Source organism: Bradyrhizobium zhanjiangense (assembly GCF_004114935.1).
GTDB classification, from domain to species: domain Bacteria; phylum Pseudomonadota; class Alphaproteobacteria; order Rhizobiales; family Xanthobacteraceae; genus Bradyrhizobium; species Bradyrhizobium zhanjiangense.
Map to the genome: position 1 here is coordinate 6,877,916 of NZ_CP022221.1, position 25,830 is coordinate 6,903,745.

The window sequence follows — 25,830 nt, forward strand, 5'->3', positions numbered from 1 at the left end:
CATCAAAACCCTGCAATCCCAAAACAGCCGATCCGCCAGATTACGATTCCAGATCAGTCACTTGGTCGCTCTTAACGGACGACTAGCATCGAGGGCGCAGAGAGAACCCCTCATCCGGCGCTTCGCGCCAGCTTCTCCCACAAGGGGAGAAGGGAATAAAGCGCGTTATGCGAAGCTCAGCTTTCCCCTGCGTGCATCCTCCAGCGCGGCCAGGAGATCATCGATCTCCATGCGCTTGCGGAAATCGGGATCGACGAAGCGGGCCTTCACGAGGCCGTCGCGTCCGACCACGAACACGGCCGGGATCGGCAGGACCCAGCCGTCATTGCCGTGGAATTTCGCCATGTCCTGATAGGACAACAGATGCTGGATCTCGGCGCCGAGCCAGATCGCGAGATTGAGCGAGAGCGCGTAGCCGTTGTCGAGATCGGTCAGGATCGGAAACGGCGCACCGGCATCTGACTTCAGCTGCCGCGTATATTCCTGCGTTTCCGGCACGATTGCGACGACCTGTGCCCCTATCGCCCTGATGCGGTCGAGTGCCTGGACCACCGCGCGGACATTGAGCCGGCAATACGGGCACCAATGGCCGCGGAAGAACATCACCGCAACCGGGCCGCTCTCCAGCAGCGCATTCAGCGCGACGAGACGTCCACTCTCGTCGGGCAGCATGAACGGCGGCATCGCATCGCCCGGACGCGGCGCCGTCTCACCACCCCCGTTTCCATTTAACCGCGCGACCAGGCGATCGACCGCCTCGCCATAGGCGGGGAACACCTTCCGGCTGGCGTCGGCATAGGCGCGGAGCTGGTCGTTCAGCGTACCGTCCATGTCGCGGCAGCGCTGGAAAGCAAGCCTGAGCTGTTCGGCGTCGGCGGGCGAGAGAGACGTCATCTTCTGCTCCGGCGTTCAGGGGACGAATATTAGTTGTGTGGTCGGGCCGCCCGCAAGGGGGCGGCCGTCCTGCGCACGCGATCAGTTCACGTAGAAATTTCCGGTCGGATCCAGCCGCCCCGACGTGGAGTACAGCGTACCCTTGTCCATGAAGAAGACGGTGTTGTCGGGAACCCTCTTCGCGTTCTTCATCATGGCGTCGTGGTTCTTCTCGGCCGGCGCCATGGCCATCGCCGACATCTTGCCGGGTCCGCCATAGACGTAAGCCATGCCAGCCTTGAAGTCCCAGGCGGCCTCCGAGAAGGCCGACGTGGCGATGACGGCGAAGGCCGCGCTAAAGATCAGGGTTTTGGACACTTTCGTCATGAGATGCTCCTCCGGATTGACGTGAACGCCCGCCAATCGGGCGCCCTGCCATCGGACGCCAGATCCCCCGGAGGCGGAAATGCCGATGCCCAATCGGTTCGATAGCCGCGGCGCATCAACATAGCGCCGGGCTATCGCATCGAAAGCGAGCCGGCATTTCAACATCGACGCGGTCTCGACGAAGCTCCTGCCATAGCCGGCGACCACCACGGTTGCGGCCAACACAGGAGAGTTCCCATGTCTAGGCATCACATCGTGTCGCGCGTGGTTTGGACAGGCGTTGCCGTTCTCGGAACGCTGACATTTGCGACACCGGTTTTCGCCGGCGAGTGCCCCACCGACAAGATCAAGCCGAACGCCCAGCAGATGGTCGATTACAAGCCGGTCGGCGTCACCGACGTCACGCTCGGTGCGATCGACCTCGGCAAGCAGCCGGCGCATATCGAGGGCCGTGAGCTGCGCTTCCGCAAGCTGACGATCGCGCCCGGCGGCATCGTGCCCTGGCACAGCCATGACGACCGCCCTGCTTTGATCTTCGTGCAGCAGGGCGAGATCGTCGAATACGCCTCCAACTGCGCCGATCCGATCGTGCACAAGGCCGGCGACATCCGTCCCGAAGTCTACGGCACCTCGCACTGGTGGAAGAACCTCGGCAAGGAAACCGTCATTCTCTATGTCGGCGACGTCCGCAAGGACCCGAACGACCACCACATGTAACGAGCGCACGGCCCCGGCGTATCGTTACCCGATGTGGTGCCCGGATCTCGTGCCGGGCGCCACATCCCTCACAGGACAAGCGTGCCATGATCGATCTTTCCACTCCGATCAAACCGGGCGCGGTGCCCATGGATGGGCTTTCCCCAGGTCTCGCGCTGCGTTCGCTCGTGATCGGCCTCACCGCATTCCTGACTGTCGTCGACCTGTTCGCGACGCAGGCGATCCTACCCTCGCTGACGCGCCACTATGGCGTCACGCCGGCGGCGATGGGCTTCGCGGTCAATGCCAGCACCTTCGGCATGGCCGTCGCGAGCCTCGTCGTTGGCTTCTTCAGCCCACATATCAATCGTCGGAACGGCATCTTGCTCAGCCTGGCACTTCTTGCGATTCCGACGAGCCTGCTGGCGTCCGCACCCAATCTTGCCGTCTTTACCGCCTTACGCGTAGCTCAGGGCCTCTGCATGGCATCCGCCTTCGCGTTGACGCTCGCCTATCTCGGCGAGCAATGCAGCGCGATGGACGCCGGCGGCGCGTTTGCCGCCTATATCACCGGAAACGTCGCCAGCAATCTCGTTGGTCGGCTGATCTCAGCGGCCGTCGCCGATGGCCTCGGCCTCGCGTGGAATTTCTACGTTTTCGCTGCCCTCAATCTCGCCGGCGCGGCGCTGGTCTATGTCACCATCAAGCACGTCCAGCCGACGCATGCGATGAGCGCCACGGGGTCGCCGCTCGCCGCGATGTTCGCACATTGGCGCGACCCGCGATTGCGCGCCGCCTACGGCATCGGCTTCTGCATCCTGTTCGCCTTCATCGGCACCTTCACGTTCGTCAATTTCATTCTGGTGCGGCCGCCGCTATCGCTCGGCATGATGGGGCTGGGCTTCGTCTATGTCGTCTTCCTGCCCTCGGTGCTCACGACATTGCTAGCGGGCAGAATAGCATCGCGCCTCGGACCACGGCCGACGATCTGGGGCTCGCTCGCCGTCGCCGGGATAGGTTTGCCGTTGATGCTGACGCCGCATCTGGGCGCGGTGCTCGCGGGGATGGTCCTGGTCGGCGTCGGTACGTTCTTCGCGCAAGCGACCGCCACCGGTTTCGTCGGACAGGCGGCCACCGACGGCCGCGGCATCGCCAGCGGCACCTATCTCGCCTGCTATTTCTGCGGCGGGCTCGTCGGCACGGCCGTGCTCGGACGGCTGTTCGACGCCTTCGGCTGGCAGGCCTGCGTGGCCGGCGTGGGTCTGGCCCTCGCGGCGGCAGCTCTGCTCACGATTGACTTGAAGCGCTAGCGCTAGTCGGCGCCTGTTGCGGCGGCTCGTCGTCGGCAAACGCGCGCCAGGCGGCGCCGTCGAGATCGTCGTATTGGCCGCTCCGCAGCGACCAGAGAAAAGCTATGAGACCGGCACTGCCGAGAGCCAGCGCCAGCGGGACCAGAATGACCAGGATCTCCATCACGCCATCTCCCGCGAGGCGCTGCGCGCCCGCAACGAATTGAGCATCACCAGGATCGACGATCCGCTCATGGCAGCCGCCGCGATCAGGGGGGTCACCACACCGCTGATCGCGACCGGCACGGCGAGGACATTGTAGCCGATCGCAAGCCAGAGGTTCTGCCGCATCAAATGCAGCGCCTTGCGCGCGGAGTCGATGGCGGCGACGACTGGAGCGAGCGGCCGGCCGAGGAAGACGAGATCGGCGGTGGCTTGGCTCAGATGCGCGGCGGAAATCGGCGACATCGAGACATGGGCCGCCGCCAGCGACGGCGCATCATTCATGCCGTCGCCGACCATCAGCACTTTTGCGCCACGACGCTTCAACTCCTCGATCCGCGCGATCTTGTCGGCCGGCGTGACGCCGGCGCGCCATTCGGGAATGCCGAGCGCGTGCGCCGCCGCCTTCACCGCCGGCTCGCGGTCGCCGGAGAGGATCTCGACGCCGATGTTGCGCGCCTTCAGCGCCGTGATCACGGCTTGCGCGTCGGGGCGCAGGCCCTGGCGGACGGAAAGGATGAACTTTTCGTTGCCCTTGCTGAATGCCACGATTGAGGCTTCGGGATCAAGCGTGGCGCCGCCGACCAGCGTCTCGGCACCGCAGAACGGCGGACGGCCAAGGCGAAGCTCGACGCCGTCGACGGTCGCGCGGACTCCCTGACCGGATTCCTCGACAGCGCCGACGATCGGAGACTTCGCACCGGCAGCCTGCGCAACTGCGGCTGCGACCGGATGATGGCTCGACAGCGCGAGGCGGCCGGCGAGCGCGAAGATATCGGCAGGGATGTCGGCGGCATTCATGACTTCGAGATCGGGCAGCGTCAGCGTGCCGGTCTTGTCGAAGATGACATGGTCGGCTTCGGCCAGCCGCTCGATTGCGTCGCCCGCATTGAGCAGCACCCCCGCCTTGAACATCGCGCCCGAGGCCACCGTCTGCACCGTCGGGATCGCGAGCCCGAGCGCGCAGGGGCAGGTGATGATGAGGACGGCGACGCCGGTCACGATCGCATCGTGCCACCCAGCACCCGCGATGACCCAGCCGAGGATGGTCAGGAGCGCGGTCGCATGGACGACAGGCGCATAGAGCCGCGAGGCACGGTCGGCGAGCCGCATGTAGCGCGAGCGCGCCTGGAGCGCGTTGTCGAGCAACCGCGTGATCTCGGCGAGCAGCGTCGCCTCCGACGCCGCCGAGACCCGCACCCGCAGCGTGCCGGAGATGTTCATCGACCCCGCATAGACCGGCGTGCCCTGCTCGGCCGTCACATAGAGCGTCTCACCGGTGATCAGGCTCTGGTCGATCTCGGAACGTCCTTCGATCACGGTGCCGTCGACCGCGCAGCGTTCGCCGGGCCGCAGCAGCACGATGTCGCCGGGATGGATCGCCGCCACCGGCACGTGCGAGATTTCATCGGGGCCGACGAACTTGGCCGCCGTCTCCGCCTTCAGCGCCGCGAGATTGCCGGCGACCGCACGCGTCCGCCGCCGCATGTTCTGGTCGAGGAAACGGCCGACCAGGAGGAACGTCAGCAGCATGATCGCGGCGTCGAAATAGGCGTGCTCGGCGTGGTGGATGGTCTCGACCACGGATATGCCGAGCGCGAGGATCACGCCGATCGAGATCGGCACGTCCATGTTGGTGGTCTTGGCCGCCAGCGCGCGCCAGGCCGAACGGAAGAACGGCTGGCCGGCATAGGCCGCCGCCGGCAGCGCGATCAGCGCCGAGAGCCAGTGGAAGAAGTCGCGCTGCTCGGGCAGCATGTCGGAGACGTTGCCCGACCATACCGGGATCGACAGCATCATCACGTTCATGGTGGCGAACGCGGCGACACCGAGGCAGCGCAGCAGGAAGCGAGATTCGGCGACCTCGGTTGCCTCCGCGCTCTCGGTCTCGAACGGATAGGCCTTGTAGCCGAGCTCTTCGAGCCGATCGATGAATCGGCCAGGATCGAGCGTGCCCGCCTTCCATTCCAGCGCGACGCGGCGGTCAGTGAGGTTCACCCGCGCCAGGGTGACATCAGGGATGGCGGACAGCCCGCGCTCGATCTTGGCCATGCAGCCGGCGCAATGGACGCCTTCGACGGCGAGATCGATGTGCTGGAGGCCCTCGCCCGCGGTCCGGACGTAGTGCGAAAAATCCCGCGTGACCTGCATGACGAAATCCCTTCAGTTCAGGATCACGCGGTTGCGCGACAGGAACACACGTGCCCCCCGCGCCTCGCCCTCGATCACCAGATCCCACTGGCCGGGCGCGACGGCGGCGGCATGGCCGCGATAGATGCCGATGCCGGCTTCCGTGAGCTCGACGGCGAGATCGGCGCGTTTGTCGGTCGGCCGCTCCAGGCGGCCGCCGAACTTCAGTCCGGCGATCGGCTGGCCGCTCGCATCGCGTGCTTCGACCTGAAGCACGGCGCCGCCGTCGTTGCGGCGCTCGACATGGGCGTTGACCTTCCATTTGCGCAGCGCCTGGTCCTGCGCCGCCGCGATCTCGCGGTCATAGGTGAGGCCCGCAGCATAAGGACTGTCGACGTCGGTACCGGGCAGCGTCGCAATCGCGAGCTTCATCATGGTCACGTTGACGCTGATCACGAGACCGAAGAAGGCGACCAACATCAGGAACACCTTGGTTCCGGTCAGCGGCTTGGAAGCCATGGCTGTCTCCTGATCCTTAAGGCGTGACGAAATTGTCGGTGGCGCTCGCGGCGACGCCCAGTCCGATGTCCATGACGTGGAAGCGGACCGGAATCGACTTCTCCGGATTATTTTCGGCCGGTGCGGTGACGAGCAGCCGCAGTTCGCTGGTGGAGTCGCGCGGAACCACGATGATCGGGCGGTCCGGCGTCACCGAATCGACGCCGACGACGTGCATCGTCGGGTTGACTGGCCCCTCCACGTCGATGGCGATGACGCGGTCGTAGCCGCTCTTGTTCAGCAGACGCACCGTGTAGGCATTGCGGATCGAGCCGTCGCTGAGCTTGACCGCGACTGGATTGCGGTCGTGCAGGACGTTGACGTCGAGCAAGCTGCGGGTCGCGAGCGTATAGATCATGATGCCGCCGACCGCCGCGATGATTGCGCTGTAGACGATCGTGCGGGCACGAACGATGCGGTAGATCGGCGCCTTGCCTTCTTGACGGCGCTGGATGTTGATGTCGTTGTCGTAGCCGATCAGCCGCTTCGGCCGACCGATCTTGGTCATCACGTTGTCGCAGGCGTCGATACAGAGTCCGCACTGGATGCATTCGAGCTGCGGCCCGTTGCGGATATCGATTCCGGTCGGGCAGACCGCGACGCATTGATAGCAGTCGACGCAGTCGCCGACCTGCTGGCCGAGGGCGCGCAGCTCCGCGGCCTTCTTCACCGAGGTGCGCTTCTCGCCGCGGTCGTAGCGATAGGTGACGTTGAGCGCCCATTCGTCGGTCAGCGCCGCCTGGATCCGCGGCCACGGGCACATATAGGTGCAGACCTGCTCGCGCATGAAGCCGGCGAGCACATAGGTCGACGCGGTGAGGATGCCGATCCAGACATAGGCGATCATCGGCGCCTGGAAGGTGACGAGCTCTTTGACTAGCGTCGGCGCGTCATTGAAATAGAGCACCCAGGCGCCGCCGGTCCACCAGGCGATCAGCAGCCAGATCGAGTGCTTGAGCACGATCTCGTAGATGCGCTCGAGTTTGATCGGGTCGGACGATTTGTCCTTCCTCATCCGCTCGCGCCGGTCGCCCTCGACGAGACGCTCGACGGCATAGAACAGGTCGGTCCACACCGTCTGCGGACAGAGGTAGCCGCACCAGATCCGGCCGCCGATGGAGTTCATCAGGAACAGCGCGACCGCGGCGACGATCAACAGGCCGGTGAAGTAGTAGACCTCCTGCGGCCACAGCTCGATGAAGAAGAAGTAGAAGCGGCTGTTGGGGAGATCGATCAGCACGGCCTGGCTGGGCGCGCCGAGGCCGCGGTTCCAGCGCACGAACGGCAGGAGATAATAGACGCCGAGGCAGAACGCCATCAGGCCCCATTTGATCCGGCGAAACGTGCCGGAGACGCTCTGGGGATAGACTTTCTTGCGCGCAGCGTAGAGCGGCGCGTTGTCGTCCGCCGGCTTGAGTTCGTTCGGGTTGACGGTCTTGTTCATCGCGGAATCTTCTCAAGAGGTGCGATCAAACCTAGACCCGGCGCCGGCACGTCCCTTGATCCAACGCAAACGGGGGCGCTTTTCTTCGCCCCCGCCGGAAGTCGTTGGCCGTGGATCGGCTTATTTGCCGCCGCCGAGCGAATGAACGTAGACCGCCATCGCCTTGATGGTGGCGGGATCGAGCCGCCCTTCCCAGGCCGGCATGACGCCGGCGCGGCCCTGGCTGATGGTCTCGATCAGGCTCGCCTCGTCCGAGCCGTAGAGCCAGATCTTGTCGGTCAGGTTCGGCGCGCCCATCTCCTGGTTGCCCTTGCCGCCGTCGCCGTGGCAGGCGACGCAATTCTCCGCGAAGATCTTCTCGCCCTTGGCGGCATCAAAGCCCTTGCGGGTCGAGAGGCCCGACAGCGACCGCACGTAGTTGGCGACCGTGACGATCTCGTCGCCCTTCAGCACGCCGTCCTTGCCGAAGGCGAGCATCTGGCCTTCGTGCGTCTTGGCATGGCCGGAACGCGCGCCGTACTGGATGGTCTGCATGATCTGGTCGAGCGTGCCGCCCCACAGCCAGTCGTCGTCGTTCAGGTTCGGGAAGCCCTTGGCGCCGGCGCCGCCGGAGCCGTGGCACGGCGCGCAATTGTCGCCGAACACGGTCTTGCCCTTGGCACGGGCGAGCGCGAGCAGCGCGGGGTCCTTCTCGATGTCGGCCAGCGAGGCTGCGCCCAGCGCCACCATCTTGTCACCGCGGATCTTCTCGAGATTGGCGAGCTCGACCGCGACGTCGGCGCGCGACGAATAGCCGAACAGGCCCGTGGTGTTGCTGGCGATCAACGGCCAGGCCGGATAGACGATCCAGTAGCCGATCGCCCACACGATGGTGAGGTAGAAGGCGATCACCCACCAGCGCGGCAGCGGCGTGTTGAGCTCCTTGATGCCGTCCCATTCGTGTCCGGTCGTGGACTTGCCGGTGACGGTATCGACTTCGCTATGATCGGTCATGGTCTCTCACTCCTCCCGCAACGGCAGGTGTGCTGCTTCGTCGAACGCAGCCTTGTTACGGGGCCAAAATGCGTAGGCGATGATCGCGAGAAAGATCGCGACGAACACCGGCGTCCAGATCGTCGTCACCAGCTCGGACGCGAGATTATGGACTGTCAGGATAGCTTTCATCGTTGATGCCTTCTCAGCGAAGATTGGCTTTCTCGTTGTAGAGCTTGAAGTCGACCAGCGTGCCGAGCATCTGCAAGTAGGCGATCAGCGCGTCCATTTCGGTCGGCGTGCCGGTCTTGCCGTCGAAGTTGCGCACGACGGCCTTGGCGTAGCGCTTGCTGAAGGCATCGCCGCCGGTATTGTCCGGATCGGCCTGGGCCTTCAGGTCGGCGCCGGCGCTCGCGATCTGGTCGTCGGTGTAGGGCACGCCCACGGCCTTCAACGTGCGCATGTGGTCGGCGATCGTGTCCGGATCGACCTCGGTGTGGCTCAGGAACGGATAGCCCGGCATCACCGATTGCGGCACGATGGCGCGCGGGTTAGTCAGATGGGTGACGTGCCAGTCGTCGGAATATTTCGCCCCGACGCGGGCCAGATCCGGACCGGTGCGCTTTGAGCCCCACTGGAACGGATGGTCGAACATGCTCTCGGCGGCGAGCGAGAAGTGGCCGTAGCGCTCGACCTCGTCACGCAAGGGGCGGATCATCTGCGAATGGCAGAGATAGCAACCTTCGCGGACGTAGACGTTGCGCCCGGCGAGCTCCAGCGGCGTGTAAGGCCTGACGCCGTCGACCGCCTCGATCGTGCTCTTGAGGTAGAACAGCGGGGTGATCTCGACGAGGCCGCCGATCGCAACCACGAGCAGGATGCCGACGACCAGGATGATCGAGTTCTTTTCGAAGACTTGATGGCGTGTCCAGAATGACATTGCTTGAGCTCCTCATTCCGCCGGCTGAAGAGCGACGGGCATCTGGACTTCCTGCTCGCCGACGCGGACGGTCATCCAGAGATTGTAGGCCATGATCAGCGCGCCGATCAGGAACAGGCCGCCGCCGGCGGCGCGGATGATGTAGAAGGGATGCATCGCCTCGACGGTCTCGATGAAGGAATATTCGAGGAAGCCGAGCGAGGTGTAGGCGCGCCACATCAGGCCCTGGAGGATGCCGGACACCCACATCGCCGAGATGTAGAGAACAATGCCGAGGGTGGCGATCCAGAAGTGCCAGTTGACGAGCTTCAGGCTGTAGAGGCCCTTGCGATTCCAGGCCCACGGCACCAGGCAGTAGAGCGCGCCGAAGGAGACGAAGCCGACCCAGCCGAGCGCGCCGGAATGCACGTGGCCGATGGTCCAGTCGGTGTAGTGGCTGAGCGAGTTGACCACCTTGATCGACATCATCGGACCTTCGAAGGTCGACATGCCGTAGAACGCGACCGAGACCACGAGCATGCGCAGCACGGGATCGGTGCGCAGCTTGTCCCAGGCGCCCGACAGCGTCATCAGGCCGTTGATCATGCCGCCCCAGGAGGGCATCCACAGCATGATCGAGAAGGTCATGCCGAGCGTCTGCGTCCAGTCCGGCAGCGCCGTGTAGTGCAGATGGTGGGGACCTGCCCAGATGTAGAGGAAGATCAGCGCCCAGAAGTGGATGATCGACAGCCGGTAGGAATAGACCGGCCGCTCGGCGCGCTTCGGAATGAAGTAGTACATGATGGCGAGGAAGCCGGCGGTCAGGAAGAAGCCGACCGCGTTATGGCCGTACCACCATTGGAACATGGCATCCTGGATGCCGCCCCAGGCGACGTAGGACTTCGAGCCGAACACCGAGACCGGGAGCGCCGGATTGTTGCCGAGATGCAGGACCGCGATCGTCACGATGAAGGCGAGATAGAACCAGTTCGCGACGAAGATGTGCGGCTCCTTGCGCTTGAAGATGGTGGCGAGGAAGACCAGCAGGTAGGCGACCCAGACGATGGTCAGCCAGAGGTCGGCATACCATTCCGGCTCGGCATATTCCTTCGACTGGGTGACACCGAGCAGATAGCCGGTGCCGGCGATCAGGATGAAGAAGTTGTAGCCGATCACGACGAACCAGGGCGCGAGATCGCCGGCCAGACGCGCGCGGCAGGACTTCTGCACGACGTAGAACGACGTGCCGATCAGCACGTTGCCGCCGAAGGCGAAGATCACCGCGGAGGTGTGCAGCGGCCGCAGACGGCCGAAGCTGGTCCAGGGCAGGTCGAAATTCAGCGCGGGCCAGGCCAGCTGCGAGGCGATGATGAGGCCGACAAGGAAGCCCGCGATGCCCCAGAACATCGCCATGAAGGCGGTGAACTTGATCGGCCCCATGTTGTAGTTGGGCCGGCCATTGATCTCCGCCGGCGGCAGCGTGGCCGGCCGTTCGAAATAGCGGTTCACGATAAAGAACACCGCAGCCAGGCTCGCCGCAGCGCTGAGCGCAGCGTGGAAGGCAAAGGGCGCATCGAGCGCCTTGGCCGCAGCGATCACGCAGAGGAAGGCGGCGACTGCAAACACGACAGACAGGCCGCTTTCGCCGATGGTCATGGATTTGGAGATGGAGGGCTGGCTCATGCGGATTCTCTCTCGAAAGAACACGACGCCAGAAACCACATTCACCCTCGCGGGGAATTGATTGAAATCAAGATGGCCTTGGAGGTTAGCCGTAGCCGACGAATATTTTCTGGGTTCCTCCGTATTTTTTCGGTGCGGCCAGTTAAAGTGCCCTCTCCCCTTGTGGGAGAGGGCAGCGAGGACAGCGCGGCAAACTCGCTTGGATGAGGGGTTGGTGCGGCGGGGAACGGCGTCTCTGTGGAGACATACCCCTCATCCGGCGCTTCGCGCCACCTTCTCCCACAAGGGGAGAAGGGGGAAGGCATCGCGTCAGTCCCGCGCCGTCGCCTTGAGTGCCGCGATGACGTCCTCGCGGGCGATGATTCCGGCCAGATTCTGCGCGCCGTCGAGCACGATGATGCTCCTGATGCGATGCTCGACCATGATCTGGAGCACGCGCGTCAGCCGCGTCTCGGGGCCGACATAGATGAACTCGGGTGTCATGACGTCGCCGATCTTGCGACTCATCAAGTCGGGATAGCGCGGTAGCATCTGGCTCGGCGTGAAGGCGAAGCACTTCAGGATGTCGAACTTGGTGACGATGCCGACCACCTGGCCGTCATCCACGACCGGATACGAGTTGAAGTCGTCGGTCTCGAACATCTCGCTGAGCTCGAGCAAGTCGCGGTCGCGCTGCACCGTTTTGACGTTGCGTGTCATGTAGCGGTCGACGGTTTGTTCGAGAAATCTGTACATGGCGCGTCCTCCTCGATTCGCTACTGGCCGGGCGGCCGGCCCTCAGTGCGACAGCAGCACGCTGCGGGCAGATTGTGTGACCAGATACTGGGTGACGCCGCCCAGGATCAGTTCACGAAATCTCGAATGACCATAGGCGCCCGCAACGATCAGGCCGGCGCCAACGTCGCCGGCGACCTTGTCCAATTGCGCGGCAGCGCTTTCGTTCCGCGCCGCCTCCGAGACGCGCGCTGTCGCGGTGACCCCGTGACGGGCGAGCCAGGCGGCCACGTCGCTGACGCCGGCCATCACGACCGAGCGGTTGTCGCCCTGCTCCGGAATTTCGACGATGGTGACGTCCCTCGCCTTGCGCAGCATCGGCAGCGCGTCGACGACTGCCCGCCGCGCCTCCGGCGTGTCCTTCCACGCCACCAGCACGCTGCGCAGATCGAGCCAATTGGCGTTATCGGGAACGACCAGAAGCGGCCGGCCGGCCTGCATCACCAGGTCCTTGGCGCTTGCGAGCGCAAAGGCGTCAGAGAAGGCGGGGCTCTGTCCGCCGCTGATGACGATGTCGGCGCAGCGCGCCTGCTCCAGGACAAAACGCGTCGGAAAATCCATGGCGCTGCGCCACTCTGTGTGTCCGCCGCGATTCCTGGTGGCGGCGCGGAACTGCGCCTCGAGACCGGCGAGCCGCCGCTTGACGGACGCTTCGCCGTCCTCGATCAGCACTTGTGCTTCGGCGCCGTCGGCGAAATAAAGCGGCGGCGCGAACTGAGCCGCGGCAACGCCGACGATGGCCGCCTCGAATCGCTCGGCGAGCTCGCCCGCGACCTGAAGGCGCGCCTCGTTGGACTGATCGAGTGCGAGGCTGACCATCACGGTCGCATATGTCATCGGGATTCTCCGGCAGGCAATGAACTGCCGCGAAATCTAGCCTCGCCGACGCAAGGCAGGATGAGATAGATCAAATCGCCGGCCGTCATGTCGCAGGAATTCCGCTAATGAATTCAATCCGGCTTGCCTCCGAACGAACCTTGAGCGACATTGTCATGAGCGGTAAGCGCATCCTGCCGACCGCGCTTTAGCGAGGAGTGAAGTTTGGCGCCGACCCGCGTAACCCATCCGGCAGACGATGGTCGGGGCGAGCATTTCCGGCTCCGCATCGAGGGATTCGGGGTTGGCACCTGGGATCTCGATTTGCGAACTCGGGACCTTGAATGGTCCGAGATGTCCAAGCGGCTGTTTGGCCTCGCGCGGGATGATGCCGTCAGCCACGATCTCTTTCTGTCGCTGCTGGCCCCCAGCGATCGGGACCGCGTCTTGCAGGGAATCGAGCGCAGCTTGGAGAACGGCGCGGGATTCGACGTGTCCTTCAAGGTTGGCGGTCCTTCGGGGAAGGGCCAATGGATCCGGGCCAGGGCCGGCGTGATCCGAGACGATTCGGGCTCGCCACGTCATCTCAGCGGGATATTCCTCGACATCAACGAGGAAAGACATCTGGAAGAGGCCCTGCGCTCTCAGGAGAATCATCTTCGCTCGATTCTCGAAACGGTGCCGGACGCGATGATCGTGATCGATTCGCGCGGCATCATGCAGCTCTTCAGCAGCGCCGCGGAGCGGCTGTTCGGCTATAGCAGGCAGGAAGCCATTGGTCGGAACGTCAGCATTCTGATGCCGGAGCCTGATCAATCGCGTCACGACAGCTATATCGTGCGTTACCTCAAGACCAACGATCCCCACATCATCGGCATCGGCCGCATCGTGACCGGCAAGCGCCGCGACGGCACGACGTTCCCGATGCACCTTTCGGTCGGGCAGACGCAACGGGGCGGCGAGCTCTATTTCACCGGCTTCGTCCGCGATCTCACGGAACATCAGCAGACGCAGGCGCGGCTTCAGCAGCTGCAGTCGGAGCTCGTCCACGTTTCGCGGCTGACCGCGATGGGCGAAATGGCCTCGGCGCTCGCCCACGAGCTCAACCAACCGCTGGCGGCGATCAGCAACTACATGAAGGGATCGCGGCGTCTGCTTGCCGGCAGCGTTGATCCGAATACGACGAAGATCGAAAGCGCGCTGGACCGCGCCTCGGAGCAGGCCTTGCGCGCCGGCCAGATCATCCGCCGCTTGCGCGACTTCGTCTCCCGCGGCGAGTCGGAGAAGCGGATTGAGAGCCTGTCCAAGCTGATCGAGGAGGCCGGCGCGCTCGGGCTCGCCGGCGCGCGCGAGCAGAATGTCCAGCTCCGCTTCAATCTCGATCCGAAGGCGGACCTCGTGTTGGCCGACCGCGTGCAGGTCCAGCAGGTCTTGGTCAACCTGTTCCGCAACGCGCTGGAAGCGATGGCGCAGTCGCCGCAGCGAGAGCTCGTGGTGGCCAACAAGCCGGTTGCCGACGACATGATCGAGGTCGAGGTTTCCGACACCGGCTCCGGCTTCCAGGACGGCGTCATTCCAAACCTGTTTCAAACTTTCTTCACCACCAAGGAAACCGGCATGGGCGTAGGGCTGTCGATCAGCCGTTCGATCATCGAGGCTCACGGCGGCCGCATGTGGGCCGAGAGCAACGCATCGGGCGGGGCGACATTCCGCTTCACCTTGCCAGCAGCCGACGAGAACTGATGCATGACCAACAAGGGACATGTCTACGTCATCGACGACGACGCTGCGATGCGGGACTCGCTGAACTTCCTGCTGGATTCTTCCGGCTTCGGCGTCACGCTGTTCGAAAATGCGAAAGATTTCATCGACACCCTGCCCGGCCTCGCCTTCGGCTGCGTCGTCTCCGACGTGCGCATGCCGGGCCTTGACGGGATCGAGCTTCTGAAGCGCATGAAGGCGCAGAACAGCCCGTTTCCAATCCTGATCATGACCGGGCATGGCGACGTGCCGCTCGCGGTCGAGGCAATGAAGCTCGGCGCCGTCGACTTCCTGGAGAAACCCTTCGAGGACGATCGTCTCATCACCATGATCGAGACGGCGATCCGCCAGGCCGAACCGGCGGCCAAGAGTGAGGCCATTTCGCAGGACATCGCCGCCCGCGTCGCCTCCTTGAGCCCGAGAGAGCGCCAGGTCATGGAGGGACTGATCGCAGGCCTTTCCAACAAGCTGATCGCCCGCGAATACGACATCAGCCCGCGGACCATCGAGGTGTACCGGGCCAATGTGATGACCAAGATGCAGGCGGGCAGCCTCTCGGAGCTGGTCCGCATGGCGATGCGCGCCGGCATGCTCAACGATTGAGCCAGGTAGCCTTGAGGCAGGTCAAGGCCCTTGGCGAGACCCGTGCTAGTCAAGCAGCATGATCGAGGTCAGCTCACACCATGCGCGGCCGTCGTCTCCCACAAAACCCACCGTCTATGTGGTCGACGACGATGCCGCCGTCCTGGGATCCCTGCGGTTCCTGCTGGAGACCGACGGCTTTGCCGTGCGGACCTTCAGGAGCGGCACGGCCCTGCTCAACGCGAGCGGCGCTCCGGGCGCGGACTGCTACGTGATCGACTACAAGATGCCCGACATCAACGGCATCGAGCTCGCCGGCCGGCTGCGCCAGTCCGACGGCGAGACCCCCGTGATCCTGATCACCGGCTATCCGGACGAGAACATCTCGGCCCGGGCGGCCGCGGCCGGGGTGAAAGACGTGGTCCTGAAGCCGCTTCTCGACGAAAACCTGCTCAAGCGCATCCGCCGCGCCATCCAGGACCACCGCCACGCCTGACCTACGGGATTCTACGTAAGGCAACCCCCTTAAGATATCGCTCGAAATTTTCGAAGCCCCCGATACCGCGTACCAATGCGTCATCACAACGGAGATGGCGCAGATGCTGACCCAGACGATCAACACCAAGGCAATCAATACCCAGATTGGTGGCAAGATTGCTCCTGCCCATCCCGTCACCGACCAGTTCGGCGCGATCACGGGCCATGTCGGCCTCGTCGCCACGGAGTTCTCCTACCGCAAGGACGAGGAGATTTATGGCGAGGACGAGCCGGCCGAATATGTCTATCAGGTCATCACCGGCGCGGTGCGCAGCTACAAGCTTCTCTCCGACGGCCGCCGCCAGATCGGTGCCTTCCATCTTCCCGGCGACGTGTTCGGGCTCGAATCCGGCGCCACTCACCGCCTCGCCGCCGAAGCCATCATCGACACCACCGTGCGCCTCGTGAAGCGCGCCAGCCTCGAGAAGGCCGCCGGCATCGACGTCCAGGTCGCCCGCAAGCTCTGGGCCATGACGGCTTCCGAGCTGCGCCACGCCGAGGACCACATGCTGCTGCTGGGGCGCAAGACCGCGATGGAGCGCGTTGCGACCTTCCTGCTCGAAATGGACCGCCGCCTCGCCGTTGCTGGCATGATGGCGCTGCCGATGTGCCGCCGCGACATCGGCGACTATCTCGGCCTCACGCTCGAGACCGTGTCGCGAGCGCTGTCGCAGCTTCACACCCAGGGCATCCTGGGCTTCTCCGGCGCCCGCCAAATCGTGCTGCGCAACCGCCAGCGCCTGCACAATCTGGACGCCTGATCTCTCTTTCGTCCCCCACCTACTTGGCCGGCTGAATTCGTTCAGCCGGCCATCTCTTTGGTCGCGGTCATACCCGCGCGCCGCGTCTCCGGCATCACGAACAAAATCAGCAGAAGCCCCGTGGCGGCGATGCCGGACAGTCCGATGAAGGCGGTGGCGTTGCCGAACTTGTCGCTGACATAGCCGCCAAGCGCGGTGCTCAAGGACGCACCGATGCCGGTCGCCGTGCCGACGATGCCCTGCGCCAGGTTGAAGTGGCCGCTGCCGAATGCGACGTCGGCGACGATCAGCGGAATCATCACCGCGAACACGGCCGCGGTGAGGCCGTCGAACACCTGCACCAGCACGAGCAGATAGGGATCGCGCACGGTTGCGAACAACAGGCCGCGAACCGTCAGCGCGCCGAATCCGATCAGGAGCAGCGGCCGCCGGCCCCAGAGTTGCGCCTTGCGTCCAATGCTCGGTGACAGCAGCGCCACGATCGCTTGCGGAACGACAATGCAAAAGGCGACGAGCACCGTCGCCCACTGGCTCGACCGCGCCGTCACCGCGCTCGCCATCAGCGGCATCATCGCGGCATTCGCGAGCTGCAACAAGAGCACGCTCAGCGCGAACACGATCAGCGGACGCTGCCGGATCAGGTGCCAGACATTGGTGTCGCCGCGATCCGCGGCTTCAGGCGGCATCTCGCCGTGACAGCGTCTAATGTCGACCTCGTGCTCGCGGATGCGCGAAAGCGCGATCAGGGTCGGGATCGCGAGCAGGAAGGTAACCAGGAAGACCGAGCGGCTCGACAGCAGGTAGCCGGCGGTGCCCATCACCGCCGCCGCGACGCCGTTGCCGAGCGAGGCAAAGCGGGCATTGCGGCCGAGACGCTCGCCGATCGCGATCGGGCCGACGAGGCCGAGGCTGATCGCCGCAATCGCCGGCCCCAGCACGCAACTCGCCATCGCATGCAGGGTGGCGGCGGTCACCACGACGGGGAAGATCGGCATCGCGGCGTAGGCAAGCGCGCAGCAGCCGATGGTGGCAATCGCAAGGGCGGCCACCAGCCGTTCCGATTTGGCCGCATCGATGATCGCGCCGCCCGGCATCTGCCCGATCAGGGCGACGATGCCGCCGATCGACAGCACGAGGCCGATCTCGACCTGGGTCCATTTCTGCGTCGTCAGATAAACCGCGATGAACGGACCGAATCCGGTCTGCACATCGGCGAGGAAGAAGATGAACCAGTCGAGCCCGCGCAGGCTCTGGCGCGACGGTGCCGGAAGGCCTGCAGCCGGCGGTGCGGCGACGTTGTTCTGGTCAACGCGGCCGTCGCGATCTGCATGTTTCGGCTTCCTTGACAACAGCACAGGCGGTCAGCCCTCCGGACACCTCACTGAATCGCTTGCAGCGGTTGAAGGCTGCCGGACGCGCCGAGCACGACGATCGGCGTGTCTTCCTTGTATTCCGGCGCGGCCGCGACCTGCGCCTTGGTCAATTCGAGCGTGATGCTGTCCTTCTTGTTGGCGATCTTGCCGAAGCGCAGCGCGTTCCAGTCCACCACGATCTTGCGGCTGCCGACGCCGAGGAAGCCGCCGAAATCGATCGCCGCCGCGCGCACATGACCGGTGCGATCGACGATGACGTCGACGATGCGGCCCATGTCTTCACCGGCGGCGCTGCGCACGTCGCGGCCGAGGACGCCATGCGCCTCGCTTGCGCCGATGATGGTCACCGAGGGCGGCGGGGCGGCATCCTTGGGGGTGACCGGAACGGTCGAGGCCGGCGGCTGTGCCGTCGGCGGCGCATTCGCTTCGCTCGCGCCCGCGGGTTGATCTTCCGCGGCGTGCGAGGTCGCCACCGCCAGGCCCGAGACGATGGCTATGCCCAGGATTAGCGCTCCGATCGCACGCATCGCACCCTCCTCACGGCGCGCCGCTAGCGCGCCAGCACGATCGAGACCTGGATCTGGCCGCGCGTGCGCAACACCTCCAGCGCCACGTCGTCGCCGTGGCGGCTGACGCGCAGATCCACGCTGGACCCGCCCAGACGCAGATCGCGCAGGATCACCTCGTTCAGAAACGTCGGCAGATGCGGATTGCGCAGGCGAATCTCACAGCGTGCCACGTCGAACTCGATGCCCAGCGCCGCTTCCAGCAGCGTGAACGGCGTCGCGCTGGCCCAGGCCTGCGGCGCGCAGGCGACCGGATAGAGCGTCGGGCCGCGCCGCTTCTCGCGCCGGAAACCGCAGAACAATTCGGGCAGCCGGCGCAGGTCCATGTAGGTCGCCGCGTCGAACAGCCCCTTGAAGACATGTGCCACCGAATGTTTGAGGCCGTAGCGCGCGAGCCCGAGCGCGATCAGCGCGTTGTCGTGCGGCCAGATCGAGCCGTCATGATAGGACATCGGGTTGTAGCGCACCTCGCCTTGCGCGACGGTGCGGATGCCCCAGCCCGAATAGAAATGCGGCCGCATCAGATCGGCGGCGACGAGACGGGCGCGATCCTCGCGGATCATGCCGCTGAACAGCACCTGCCCGGCATTCGAGGTCCGCACCTTGCAGGGGCGCTTCCTGCCGTCGAGGGCGAGCGCATAGGTGCCGAGCTCCTCGCACCAGAACGCCTTCTCGAAGCGCTCGGCCAGCGCCTTGGCTTCGGCCTCGAGCTGGCGCACGCGGTCCGGCTTGCCGAGCCGCAGCGCGCAGCGCGCGGCGAGCTGCTTGGCCGCGTAGACGTAGCCCTGGACCTCGGCGAGCGCGATGTTGCCTTCCGCGAGCTGGCCGTCGGCATGGAAGATCGCGTCGTAGGAATCCTTCCAGCCCTGGTTGGCCAGCCCCTTTTCCGTCGCGCGCTGGTATTCGACGAAGCCGTCCTGATCGGGATCGCCAGGACCGTCGATCCAGGCGAGCCCCGCCTCGATCGCCGGCCACAGCTCGATCAACGTGGCCTCGTCTCCAGTGCGCTCGAAATAGCTTCCGGCGAGCAGGACGAACAGCGCGGTCGAATCGACGCTGCCGTAATATTGGGAGAACGGCACCTCGCCCAGCGCCGCCATCTCGCCGCCGCGCATCTCGTGCAGGATCTTTCCGGGCGCGGCGTCGGCGAGCGGATCGATCGCCTTCGCCTGGAAATGCGCGAGCCGTCTGAGCACGCCCTTGGCGACGCGCGGATCGATCCAGAGCATCTGTAGCGCAGTGATCAGGCCGTCGCGGCCGAACGTCGTCGAGTACCAGGGTATGCCGGCATAGGGATAACGCCCCTGCGGGGTCTCCGTCATCAGCATGTTGAGGTCGGCCATGGCCTGGCACAGCACCTCGTTGAAGATGTTGTTGGAGGTCTCGATGCTGGCGGCGCCCATGGTCGACTGCCGCATCTCGCGGCGGTGCGCCAGGAGGCCCTGGAAGAACCGCGCCGGCTTTTCCGTCACCGGCCGGTTGCAGGAGACGGCGACGAACAGCGATCTGGCCTCGTGCGGGTCGAGCTCGAGCTGCCATGTCGCGGCATTGACCGACAGCCGCGTCGGGCGCGGGTCGAAATGCAGGCCGGTGGTGCGCTCGGCGTCGTCGAGGCCGCGATACCCGAACAGCACGTCGGTCGGGCCGAGCAACCGGCTCGTGCCTGTCCCGCGGCGCGGGCGCCGCTCGCCGCGGACCTCGAACAGGTCGGCGAAGTCGTTGTCGAACAGCAGCGTCAACTCGAAGCTGGCGCGCGCGTCGCCGTGGTTCTGCACGCCGATGCGTTGATAGGCGGCACCGCGCCACAGGAAGATCGTGCGCACGATGTGCAGCAGATCCTTTTGAAACACGAGGCGGCCCTGACGGTATATGTCGGGATTGGTCAGATCGACTGTCAACGCCGAATTGTCGTCGCGCAGATTCGAGCCGAGCAGCAGCGGCTGGAGATCGTCGAGCACGAGCTCCAGCCGCGCCAGATAGCGCGTGTCGTGGTGAAACAGCCCGTCCGGCCCGCCCGCCGAAGCGCCGATGTCGCCGTGGCTGTCGAGCACGATGAAGGTGTCGTCGTGCTTGAGGGACCGCCGCGGCCGGGCGGCGGGTCCCGTCATCGGAATGTAGAACGTCTGCTCCGCGACGGCTTCCGCCGCCTGCGATATCGAAATGATCTGGGTTACGGTTTCGGCTGCCATGAGCTGCTCCCCTGCGCCTTGATTCGAAACGCAACCAACGAACGCGACTGCTGGATCTACGCGGCGAACTTCGAGAGCCGGCTCATCTCCTGCGTCACCAGCTCACGGTAGGGACCGTGAGCCTGCATCAGCCGGTCGGGCGCGCCGTCCTCGATGATCTTACCGGCCTTGAGCACCACCACGCGATCAAAATTGCGCAGCGTCGCCAGGCGGTGCGCGATCGCAATCACCGTGCGGCCGCGCATCAGCCGCGACAGCGCCTCGCGGATCGCCTCCTCGGATTCGCTGTCAAGCGCTGCGGTCGCCTCGTCGAGCAGCAGGATCGGCGCGTCCTTGAGGAAGGCGCGCGCAATCGCGATGCGTTGGCGCTGGCCGCCCGACATCTTCACACCGCGGTCGCCGACCATGGTGTCGAGGCCGTCGGGCAGACTCTCGACGAAATCGCAGCGCGCCGCGATCGCCGCGCGCAGCACCTCGTCATCGGTCGCGTTCGGGCGACCATAGCGGATATTCTCGCGGATGGAACGATGAAACAAGGAGATATCCTGCGGCACGACCGAGATCGCCTCGCGCAGGCTCAGCTGCGTCACCTTCGAGATGTCCTGTCCGTCGATGGTGATGCTGCCCTCGTCGGTATCGTAGAAGCGCTGGAGCAGCGTGAACAGCGTCGATTTGCCGCCGCCGGACTGGCCGACCAGACCGACACGCTGGCCGGGCTGCAAGCGCAGGCTGAACCGCTCAAAGATCTTCTCGCCGCCGGGATAGCCGAAGGTGACGTTGTTGTACGCGATCGCGGCGCCGCTCTTGACGAGGGGCTCGGCCTCGGGGTGATCGCGCAGTTCGTGCGGCACCAGCAGCGTGGCGATCGCCTCGGTCAGCCGCGCGACGTGCTGGGTGACGTCGACCAGCGCCACCGCGAGGTCGCGCGTGGCATTGAGAATGGATAGGCCGAGGGTGCAGACCAGCACGACGTCGCCGGTGGTCGCCTCACCCCGCTGCCACAACGTGATCGCCCAGGCCATCAGCGCCACCGTCAGCACGACGGTCACGCCGGCATGCGTGAGCCGCAGCTTCTCCAGATAGCGCAGGCTGCGGCCGCGCGCGGTGAGCTCCCGGTTCACCGTCGCATCGAAGCGCTCATGCTCGTGGCTGATGCCGCAGAAAGCGCGCACCAGCGGCATGTTGCTGATCACGTCGATCATCTCGCCGTCGACCACGGCCGCCTTGTCGGCGAAATCGTCATGCAGCGGCTTGCCGGCGGCGGCCAGGTGGAACATCGCGATCACCATGCCACCGGCGATCACGATCAGGCCGAGCGCCATATAGGGACTCACGGTTCCAATCAACATGATTGCCGCAACTGTGGCAATACAGGGCGGCAGCACGTTCCAGACGAACATGTTCTCGACCGTAAACACCGCGTTCGAGGTCGCCGTGATGCGGCTCGTCAGCATGCCCGGCATGCGATCGGAGAAGTAGCTCGGCGCGTGACCGGTCAGATGACGAAATATGTCACGGCGTAAATCACCCGTGACCCGGACGAAGGTGAAGCTCGCCGTCCAGCTCGCGATCCGCCACAGGAAGTTGTCGGCGGCGATCAGCGACATGAGTAAAATGAATGCCAGCCATACGCTGCCACCATGTGATGGTCCGGCGGACAGACTGTCGACCAGGGATTTGACGCCATACTGCGTGCCCACGGAGCAGGCAACGGCTGCCACGACAGCGGTCAGGATCACCAGATGCGACGCAAGACGACGCCGGAGATAGCGCAGGACAAAGGCAAATGGCCTGCGCGCGTATCCAGAAAGCTGATCCATATGGCTACCGACCCCGTCGTGATGATTTTCGGATGTTGTTTACCGATCGAACTGAACATCGACCGCTTCGCCTCGGTTCCCGGGCGGGGCGATCACGACATGCGGATGCGGACGATCTGAGAAGATGTGATGGCAGCATCGAGACGGCCCCGCACGTGTCGAATATGTAACGTTTGGAGGAAGGAACTTCGCAAGTGCGGGAACGTTCCCTTGTCTGGCATTGCCGGTGCCGTACTGGCGGGGGCTCTTCGATCATGATCGCACAAAGGAGATGGTGAGATGCGCATCGCGCAGGTTGCTCCGTTGACGGAGGCTGTTCCACCCAAGCTGTATGGCGGCACCGAGCGGGTGGTGCATTGGTTGACGGAAGAGCTGGTGGCCCTTGGACACGATGTGACGCTGTTCGCCAGCGGCGACTCGCAAACCTCGGCAAAGCTGGATGCATTATGGCCGCGGGCACTCCGTCTCGACGGTTCCGTGCGCGATCCCAATGCGCTGCACATGGTGCTCCTGGAGCGGGTGCGGCAGAAATGTGACGATGAGGAGTTCGACTTCCTCCACTTCCATCTGGATTATTATCCGTGGTCGCTGTTCCACCGGCAGCCGACGCCGTTCGTGACCACGCTGCACGGCCGGCTGGACCTGCCGGAGCACCAGCCGGTCTTCAACACCTTCACCAAGATGCCCGTCATTTCGATCTCCAATGCGCAGCGGCGACCGGTGCCGCAGGCAAACTGGGTGACGACGATCCACCACGGCCTGCCGGAGAATCTGCTGACGCCGAAGCTGGCTCGCCAAGAGTATCTCGCCGTGCTCGGCCGCATCGCGCCGGAGAAAGGCGTCGACCGCGCCATCAAGATCGCGACCCATTGCGGCATCCCGCTAAAGATCGCCGCCAAGGTCGATCGCGCCGACCAGGATTACTATGATGAGCTGATCCGGCCGATGATCGAGAACAATCCTCTGGTGGAGTTCATCGGCGAGATCAGCGATCACGAGAAATCGGACTTCCTGAGCGGCGCGCTCGGCCTCTTGCTGCCGATCGACTGGCCAGAGCCGTTCGGCCTCGTGATGATCGAAGCCATGGCCTGCGGAACGCCGGTCGTCGCCTTCAACCGCGGCTCGGCGCCGGAGATCATCGACGAAGGCCTGACCGGCTTCGTGGTCGAGGACGTCATCAGCGCGGCAGGGGTGATCAAGCGCCTGCCGCAGCTCGACCGCGCCGCGATCCGCAAGCAGTTCGAGACGCGCTTCACGGCGCGGCGCATGGCACTGGACTATCTCGCCGCCTATCGCAGCCTGACCGAGGAACAAGCACCGCGGATCAAGCTGGTGAGCAGCGCGGAGTAGCGGACGCAATCTCCACTGTCGTCCCGGCCTTCGCCGGGACGACACGGGCGCAATACCCCCAACTCTATCACCCCGTCATTGCGAGCGCAGCGAAGCAATCCAGAACCTTTCCGCGGCAACAGTCTGGATTGCTTCGTCGCAAGGGCTCCTCGCAATGACGGAGAAATGTGCGGCGTCACCGGCGCCCTACACCACCCCCGCCCGCTTTGGCTCGACGATCTCGAACATGCGCGGGAATTCGTCCATCAGGCCCATCAGTTCGGCGAGCCGCATCGGATTACCTGATAGCTTGATCTTGCCGGCGGCGATCGCCTCCGGAAAGCTCGTCTGTTTCGCGATGACTTCGTCGAGCGTCGAGCGCGCCAGCGTGAAGCTGGCATCGGCGCCGTCCGCCTGCGCGCCCTCGGTATAGGTCAGCGCAGAGTTCTCCAAATTGAGAACGAAGGTCTCGCCGGTGTCGGAAAAACGCCAGTTCAGCACGATGTGCTTGCCTTCCGCTTTCGGGCCGTTGAGGCGGATGCCGAGCACGTCCCAGAGCTGCGAGGTGCGCAATGCGGCCAGCGTCTCGCGCGGCATCGGCGGGCGCGCCGACACCTTCGGCATGCCCTGGCGCAATTCCTGGGCGCCGAACAGATAGGCGTTGCGCCAGGTCGCGCTTTCGGCGGCATAACCGAGCTGCTCGAGCGTATCCGCCAGCAACGCGCGCGCCGCCTGATTGTCCGGCTCGGCGAAGACGAGATGGCCGAGCGCCTGCGCGACGAAACGAAACTCGCCCTTGTCGAAATCCGTCCGCGCCCGCGCCAGAATGGCATCCGCGCCACCCATGTACTCGACATACTTCCTGCCTGACTCCACTGGCGGCAGCGGGTCGAGATTGACCGGATTGGCGTCGTACCAGCCGAGATATTTCTGGTAGATCGCCTTCACATTATGCCGGATGTGGCCGTAATAGCCGCGGCCGTGCCAGGCGGCCTCCAGGCTCTTCGGCAGCTGGATCGTCTCGGCGATCTCGGCGGCGGTGAGGCCGTGGTTCATCAGGCGGATGGTCTGGTCGTGCGCGAATTTGTAGAGGTCGCGCTGCTGCCGGATCATGGTGCCGATCCGATCCCTCCCCCACACCGGCCAGTGATGCTGGCCGCACATCGCCTCGGCCTTGCCGTCCCAGAGCAGCAGGGCCTCGCCCAGATATTTCGACCAGGCCAGCGCGTCGCGCACGTCGGCGCCGCGGAACGGCAGCAGATTGTGGAAATTGTGGGTGCAGTTCTCGGCGAGGTTCAGAAGCTTGTAGCGCGGGACGAAGAAATGCATCTCCGCCGGCGCTTCGCTGTTGGGCGCCATCTGGAATTCGAACTCGACGCCGTCGATGACGCGCCTCTCGCCGGTGGCAATGATCAAATCGGTCGGGCGCAGCAGCGCGACCGAGCCTGCCGCCATCGACTTGCCGAGGCCGCAATCCACCTGCCCGCGCGCGCCCTTGGCGAGGAACGGGCCGAACTGGTACTGCGCCCGGCGCAGCATCGCCGGTCCAGCGATGATGTTCTCGGAGACGGCGTGCTCCACGAAAAGGTTCGGCGCGATGATCGGCACGCGGCTAGTCGCCAGCGCATCCTCCTCCAGCACACCGCGCGCGCCGCCCCAATGATCGGTGTGGGTGTGCGTGAAGATGACGGCCGCGACCGGGCGCTTGCCACGATGCCTGAAGTAAAGATCGAGCGCGGCGCGCGCGCCCTCGATCGAGGTCAGGGTATCCACGACGATGACGCCACTGTCGCCCTCGATCAGCGTCATGTTGGCGATGTCGAGGCCGCGCACCTGATAGACGCCCGGCACGACCTCGAACAGGCCGTGATGCATGTTGAGCCGCGACTGCCGCCACAGGCTCGGATTGACTGTGGGCGGCGCTTCTTGCTCGGCGAGGAAGCCATAGGGCGCAAGGCTCCAGACCGTCCGCCCCTGCGGATGTGTGACCGTCGCGTTCTCGATCGTGCCGAGAAAGCCGCGCGCCGCATCGTCGAAATCCCGCGTGTCGGAGAACGGCAGCGCGTTCAGCATGGCCTCGTGTTGCGCGATGACGGACGGCGTTGCGCTTTTCGGCTCGCTGCTGGATTCTGTCATATCTATTCTCCGG

At 64.8% G+C, this 25,830-nt stretch carries 25 protein-coding genes; 8 read left to right on the top strand and 17 right to left on the bottom strand.

From position 1 onward, the window contains the following. Positions 1-165: 165 nt before the first annotated feature. Together XH85_RS32960 and XH85_RS47725 are read right to left on the bottom strand one after the other, a co-directional pair. A complete protein-coding gene (locus XH85_RS32960; protein WP_128935203.1) occupies positions 166-894 on the bottom strand; it encodes a peroxiredoxin-like family protein in 729 nt (242 codons plus the stop codon). Positions 895-975: 81 nt separating this feature from the next. Then, on the bottom strand, positions 976-1,260 hold the full coding sequence (locus tag XH85_RS47725; RefSeq protein ID WP_128943982.1) for a hypothetical protein: 285 nt from the start codon (positions 1,258-1,260) through the stop codon (positions 976-978). 237 nt (positions 1,261-1,497) lie between these two features. Between XH85_RS47725 and XH85_RS32970 the strand changes: the two genes are divergently transcribed. Both XH85_RS32970 and XH85_RS32975 read left to right on the top strand, forming a co-directional pair. After that, positions 1,498-1,977 carry a cupin domain-containing protein gene (locus XH85_RS32970; protein ID WP_128935205.1) on the top strand — a complete coding sequence of 160 codons (480 nt, stop codon included), beginning with the start codon at positions 1,498-1,500 and terminating at the stop codon, positions 1,975-1,977. An 86-nt stretch (positions 1,978-2,063) separates the two neighbouring features. Continuing rightward, positions 2,064-3,266, top strand: coding sequence for an MFS transporter (locus tag XH85_RS32975; RefSeq protein ID WP_128935206.1), 1,203 nt, complete (start codon positions 2,064-2,066; stop codon positions 3,264-3,266). Here the strand turns inward: XH85_RS32975 and ccoS are convergent. From ccoS to XH85_RS33025, 10 genes are all read right to left on the bottom strand, one after another. Beyond that, on the bottom strand, positions 3,244-3,429 hold the full coding sequence (ccoS, locus tag XH85_RS32980; protein ID WP_128935207.1) for a cbb3-type cytochrome oxidase assembly protein CcoS: 186 nt from the start codon (positions 3,427-3,429) through the stop codon (positions 3,244-3,246). The genes XH85_RS32975 and ccoS overlap by 23 nt on opposite strands. Continuing rightward, positions 3,429-5,618, bottom strand: a complete 2,190-nt coding sequence (locus tag XH85_RS32985) for a cation-translocating P-type ATPase (protein WP_128935208.1) — start codon at positions 5,616-5,618, stop codon at positions 3,429-3,431. Before XH85_RS32985 ends, ccoS begins: the two co-directional genes overlap by 1 nt. A gap of 12 nt (positions 5,619-5,630) precedes the next feature. After that, positions 5,631-6,116 (bottom strand): FixH family protein, encoded by a 486-nt coding sequence (locus tag XH85_RS32990; protein ID WP_128935209.1) that lies wholly within the window; start codon positions 6,114-6,116, stop codon positions 5,631-5,633. 16 nt (positions 6,117-6,132) lie between these two features. Continuing rightward, positions 6,133-7,599: a cytochrome c oxidase accessory protein CcoG gene (gene ccoG / locus XH85_RS32995; protein ID WP_128935210.1), complete on the bottom strand. Its 1,467-nt coding sequence runs from the start codon at positions 7,597-7,599 to the stop codon at positions 6,133-6,135. Positions 7,600-7,719: 120 nt separating this feature from the next. After that, the gene (ccoP, locus tag XH85_RS33000; RefSeq protein WP_128935211.1) at positions 7,720-8,592 is read right to left on the bottom strand and encodes a cytochrome-c oxidase, cbb3-type subunit III; all 873 of its coding nucleotides are present in this window, start codon (positions 8,590-8,592) and stop codon (positions 7,720-7,722) included. A 6-nt stretch (positions 8,593-8,598) separates the two neighbouring features. Then, on the bottom strand, positions 8,599-8,763 hold the full coding sequence (locus XH85_RS33005) for a CcoQ/FixQ family Cbb3-type cytochrome c oxidase assembly chaperone (protein WP_063691463.1): 165 nt from the start codon (positions 8,761-8,763) through the stop codon (positions 8,599-8,601). A 13-nt stretch (positions 8,764-8,776) separates the two neighbouring features. Further along, the gene (ccoO, locus tag XH85_RS33010; RefSeq protein WP_128935212.1) at positions 8,777-9,511 is read right to left on the bottom strand and encodes a cytochrome-c oxidase, cbb3-type subunit II; all 735 of its coding nucleotides are present in this window, start codon (positions 9,509-9,511) and stop codon (positions 8,777-8,779) included. A gap of 12 nt (positions 9,512-9,523) precedes the next feature. Next, positions 9,524-11,173, bottom strand: a complete 1,650-nt coding sequence (ccoN, locus tag XH85_RS33015) for a cytochrome-c oxidase, cbb3-type subunit I (RefSeq protein ID WP_128935213.1) — start codon at positions 11,171-11,173, stop codon at positions 9,524-9,526. 309 nt (positions 11,174-11,482) lie between these two features. After that, positions 11,483-11,908: a CBS domain-containing protein gene (locus XH85_RS33020; protein WP_091892710.1), complete on the bottom strand. Its 426-nt coding sequence runs from the start codon at positions 11,906-11,908 to the stop codon at positions 11,483-11,485. Positions 11,909-11,950: 42 nt separating this feature from the next. Continuing rightward, positions 11,951-12,784, bottom strand: coding sequence for a universal stress protein (locus XH85_RS33025; protein ID WP_128935214.1), 834 nt, complete (start codon positions 12,782-12,784; stop codon positions 11,951-11,953). A gap of 204 nt (positions 12,785-12,988) precedes the next feature. Here XH85_RS33025 and fixL point away from each other — a divergent pair, with 204 nt between their 5' ends. The 4 genes from fixL (at position 12,989) to XH85_RS33045 (ending at position 16,404) form a co-directional block, all read left to right on the top strand. Further along, the gene (fixL, locus tag XH85_RS33030; RefSeq protein WP_128935215.1) at positions 12,989-14,506 is read left to right on the top strand and encodes a sensor protein FixL; all 1,518 of its coding nucleotides are present in this window, start codon (positions 12,989-12,991) and stop codon (positions 14,504-14,506) included. Positions 14,507-14,509: 3 nt separating this feature from the next. Beyond that, a complete protein-coding gene (gene fixJ / locus XH85_RS33035; RefSeq protein WP_128935216.1) occupies positions 14,510-15,127 on the top strand; it encodes a response regulator FixJ in 618 nt (205 codons plus the stop codon). Positions 15,128-15,185: 58 nt separating this feature from the next. Continuing rightward, positions 15,186-15,602: a response regulator transcription factor gene (locus XH85_RS33040; RefSeq protein WP_128935217.1), complete on the top strand. Its 417-nt coding sequence runs from the start codon at positions 15,186-15,188 to the stop codon at positions 15,600-15,602. A 103-nt stretch (positions 15,603-15,705) separates the two neighbouring features. Then, positions 15,706-16,404, top strand: a complete 699-nt coding sequence (locus XH85_RS33045; RefSeq protein ID WP_164934639.1) for a helix-turn-helix domain-containing protein — start codon at positions 15,706-15,708, stop codon at positions 16,402-16,404. Positions 16,405-16,445: 41 nt separating this feature from the next. Here the strand turns inward: XH85_RS33045 and XH85_RS33050 are convergent, their stop codons facing one another. Genes XH85_RS33050 through XH85_RS33065 form a run of 4 tightly spaced genes read right to left on the bottom strand, consistent with a single transcriptional unit; the run spans position 16,446 to position 22,352 of the window. Next, positions 16,446-17,759 (bottom strand): MFS transporter, encoded by a 1,314-nt coding sequence (locus tag XH85_RS33050; protein ID WP_128935219.1) that lies wholly within the window; start codon positions 17,757-17,759, stop codon positions 16,446-16,448. A gap of 23 nt (positions 17,760-17,782) precedes the next feature. Next, positions 17,783-18,304: a PRC-barrel domain-containing protein gene (locus XH85_RS33055; protein ID WP_164939904.1), complete on the bottom strand. Its 522-nt coding sequence runs from the start codon at positions 18,302-18,304 to the stop codon at positions 17,783-17,785. Between the two features lie 23 nt (positions 18,305-18,327). Then, entirely contained in the window at positions 18,328-20,532 is a 2,205-nt protein-coding gene (locus XH85_RS33060) for an amylo-alpha-1,6-glucosidase (protein WP_128935220.1), read from the bottom strand. A gap of 56 nt (positions 20,533-20,588) precedes the next feature. After that, entirely contained in the window at positions 20,589-22,352 is a 1,764-nt protein-coding gene (locus XH85_RS33065) for an ABC transporter ATP-binding protein (protein ID WP_128935221.1), read from the bottom strand. Between XH85_RS33065 and XH85_RS45470 the strand changes: the two genes are divergently transcribed. Both XH85_RS45470 and XH85_RS33070 read left to right on the top strand, forming a co-directional pair. Further along, complete coding sequence (locus XH85_RS45470) at positions 22,275-22,472, top strand: hypothetical protein (protein WP_164934623.1); 198 nt, start codon at positions 22,275-22,277, stop codon at positions 22,470-22,472. The two genes, XH85_RS33065 and XH85_RS45470, sit on opposite strands and share 78 nt — an antisense overlap. Positions 22,473-22,631: 159 nt before the next feature. Further along, positions 22,632-23,702 carry a glycosyltransferase family 4 protein gene (locus XH85_RS33070; RefSeq protein WP_128935222.1) on the top strand — a complete coding sequence of 357 codons (1,071 nt, stop codon included), beginning with the start codon at positions 22,632-22,634 and terminating at the stop codon, positions 23,700-23,702. A 186-nt stretch (positions 23,703-23,888) separates the two neighbouring features. Here the strand turns inward: XH85_RS33070 and XH85_RS33075 are convergent, their stop codons facing one another. After that, a complete protein-coding gene (locus XH85_RS33075; protein ID WP_128935223.1) occupies positions 23,889-25,817 on the bottom strand; it encodes an alkyl/aryl-sulfatase in 1,929 nt (642 codons plus the stop codon). Positions 25,818-25,830: the final 13 nt, after the last annotated feature.